Source organism: Saccharicrinis aurantiacus, from assembly GCF_947489045.1.
In the GTDB taxonomy this organism is placed as follows: domain Bacteria; phylum Bacteroidota; class Bacteroidia; order Bacteroidales; family Marinilabiliaceae; genus Saccharicrinis; species Saccharicrinis aurantiacus.
Map to the genome: position 1 here is coordinate 1 of NZ_CANLCN010000043.1, position 3,440 is coordinate 3,440.

The 3,440-nt window shown below is 32.6% G+C and carries 2 protein-coding genes; both read right to left on the reverse strand.

What is annotated here, in order from left to right; genetic code table 11:
* Window positions 1-819: 819 nt before the first annotated feature.
* Entirely contained in the window at window positions 820-2,307 is a 1,488-nt protein-coding gene (locus tag QMO11_RS21735; protein ID WP_282040053.1) for a TlpA family protein disulfide reductase, read from the reverse strand.
* A gap of 234 nt (window positions 2,308-2,541) precedes the next feature.
* Window positions 2,542-3,339: an energy transducer TonB gene (locus tag QMO11_RS21740; protein WP_282040055.1), complete on the reverse strand. Its 798-nt coding sequence runs from the start codon at window positions 3,337-3,339 to the stop codon at window positions 2,542-2,544.
* Between the last annotated feature and the right edge of the window lie 101 nt (window positions 3,340-3,440).

Genomic DNA, 3,440 nt, shown 5'->3' on the forward strand with positions numbered 1-3,440 from the left:
AACGTTTGGCGCCAAGAAGCTGTTGTGCAATTTAAAGTCAGCTTCGCCACCTCAGTCACAACAAACTTAACAAAATACATCTTAATTCCAAACACAAAACTGACGCACAATGCTTTTTACGCCGTGTTATACAATGGCCGTTTCAGTGCCAATACCATACAGGAAAACTAAACTTACACAAAAGGTTCTTTTTAGAATAACTGACGAGATAAAATACCTGTGAGAAACATCTTGAACCAATTTTTGGGAGAACTCCTACTCAATTATTAAGTAAAATAAACTGATCAAAGTACTACCAAAATTTGCCAATTGGGTGGCAAGTGTGAGGAGTATTTGCAGGAAAAACTAACTATAAAAACAGCTGGAAATATAGAATCACAAACGAAAATACCAACTAGAGAAAAGAAGCCTTAAAACATAAACAACAATAAAACGACAGAAAATAGAAGGACAGCGATTTTAATAAAACCGAAAAAAATCGAAACCAACCAAAACTAAAAAAGGCGAAAGAAAAATATTGTTTATAAGAGTGTGAAGGCAGAGGGCTGCGCAAATTATTCATTTGAAAAACTTACCAAAAATACGCCTAAATTCAGACACGAAATATTGGCTAGTGTGTAACGTTTCGCGTATAAGTAGTGCGGAATTTAACCAACAACTACTTCAAAAATCACTTAGCCAAAACTACGATTTTACTGTTAACTTTCAAATTATAATTAACCGTCAAATCGTAGATTTGGCGGGGATAAAAAAACGCACAAACCCTCACAAATACAACGTTCCCCGCATTACTTATGACGCATTGTTAGCAACTGGCATTTATTCTCGCTGCTTATTGAGCAATTCTTTGAGTTCATCTCTTATATTTTCAGGAGAGTCACAATAAGGTTTAACTATAACTCCATCTTTAAATAGGAAGTAAGTCGGAAAAGAATTTACACTATATCTATTTTTCAGAATATTACTCCAATTTTCATTGGCAAAAAGATTAATTCCACCAATTTTCTTTTTCTCAACCATTTTTTTCCAAGTATCTTTCGGTGATGACAAACAAACATTTAGAAAAGTAATAGATGGAGTATTATCATATTCAATTATCAATTCATTTTTATAAGCAATGGATGCAACACATGGTTTACACCATGTCGCCCAGAAATTGATATACACTATCCCTGTCTTAATTTCTTTTGACGAAAAGTACTCTTCATGAAAACTCGGTAAATAAAAGAATGGTATTGAGTCGTTTTTTCGCAGTTTTCCCTTTGTTGCTATATTAAATCCATCATTTCTATTTTTTACTATAGAATCATTCAGAAAGTGTCTTTTTTCAACAAGTTTATTGAGATACATATTATCTCTTAAATCAACACCAAATTTTTTAAACAATTTGTCATAATTTTCTAAACTCCTTGTCTGGTCAAGATAATTATCTAAACACCTAAATTTAAATATATCTTGAACTTGTCCAGTTAGTTGAGCGTTTGCAGCCAATAATCCTCTCTGTGCAATTAACAGCTTTCGCTCTTCACCAACCTTATTGTCAAAATTAGCTGTTTCATAAACCAATTTATAATTTATGTAGCGAAAGTACCAGTAGGAATATTTAGCATCTTGATTTATTAGTTGTAAAGTATCTAAAGAAGCATAATAACTCTTACCTGCCCTAAACGGTTTTTCTAATACTTTCTCAAAGTAATATGGCTTCTCATCCTTGAACCCATTACACAAGTAGATAATCTGGCTTTTCTCTGTTTTTACAAACCAAGCTGGAAGTTTGTTCTTTTTAGAGTAGTTTCTTAGAAAATTCAACTCATTCCGCATTAAAGTATCAACATTTTCAGAAATTTTCTCAGGAATCTGAGGACCTTTATTCAAAGGAATTCTCAAATCATTATACCCTAAGCTCTCCGCCTTATGGAAATAATAGTCACAAAATGCTTTTCCTCTCCCCTTATATCTAATCTTCGTAATATCATTATTATCATCAAATTTAATCTGTACATTTAACGTATCATCAGGGAGCAAATATCCTGTAAATGAATAATCACCAATTCTAATATATATTTCAGACGGATAATCACATGGAATAACAAAAGCTGTTCTTTCTTGATTTTCGTTTAAATATAAATTTCTTGAAACCTTGGAAGATTTAAAAATAGGTAAATTATACAAGGAAAGAGGTAGACTATCTTTTATGTTTTCATATTTAAATTGTATAACTGAATTACTACCTATATGATTCTCTAGTTCAGTATCACATGAAGAAATTAATAATATGACTATAATAATTATAATATAATTTCTCATTGTTTTAAGTGGTTTAAGTTATGCTTGTTGCTAACGGCTCGAATAAGAGGTCGTAGGCTGATTTGAAAAGCCAAACTTCCAAAATCCCACTTAGCCGAAGCTTTTGTTTTGGTTATAAATTTATTGTTTTTACTAGCCGAAGCAAAAGTTTCGGCGGACTTATTTAAAGAGCTAAACTCCCAAGTTTATACTAACAGCCTATGCCTTTTATTTATTGTTGTGGCCAGTAATTATTTATCTCAATATGAAACTAATCGGAATTACAGTGTATGATTTTACTGGTTTTCCATTTATTTCTGCAGGTTTCCAGTTCGGCATTAATCTAACAAGTCTCAATGCTTCTTCATTAAATCCTCTGCAACCATCAAGACCTCGTAAAATCACAAAGTCTGACAATTCTCCTTTTTCATTTATTATCACTCGAACATATACTTTTCCAATACAATCATCTTGACTTGGCCAAATACAATTCACACCGATAAATTTCTCTATGCTTTCCTTTGTCTCTTTTTCTCCTTTAAATCGAAATTGTGCGTACTCATCAACTTTCCAATAAGTCGTTGTCAGATTGTCAATCGTTTTGCATTTATAATCCGTATAAGGAATTTTAATCGGCAGAGTGTATTGTACTCGAATTGGTTTATTTCTTTGTAATCCTGGCTCCCAATCTGGTAAATGCTTTATTACTCTTTTAATCTCATTTTCAATCAAGCTATCATTTACCAACCATTCCAGTCGTTGAGTGTAGTCAGGATTTGTCTGAATATTAATCACTTTTCCAGTCGTGTCAATTTCAAAGAAAACTAAAACTTTTCCTTGCGAATTACTGTTATTCAGAATCTTAAAATCAAGATTGTTTTCGATAAAACACCATAAAGAATCCTCTCCTCCGTGAAATTTCGGCGGAGTCTCAATATAGGTTATCATTTCTTCGTCAACAACAAGAGAATCAACGCTGATTTCATCTTCAGTCTGAGAAAAACCAGTCAAACCTAAAGTCAGCATGATTAATATTGTCAAGATTCTCTGCATGTTCAGTTTGTTTTTATTGGCCACAACGTTTGGCGCCAAGAAGCTGTTGTGCAATTTAATGTCAGCTTCGCCACCTCAGTCACAACAAACTTAACAAAATA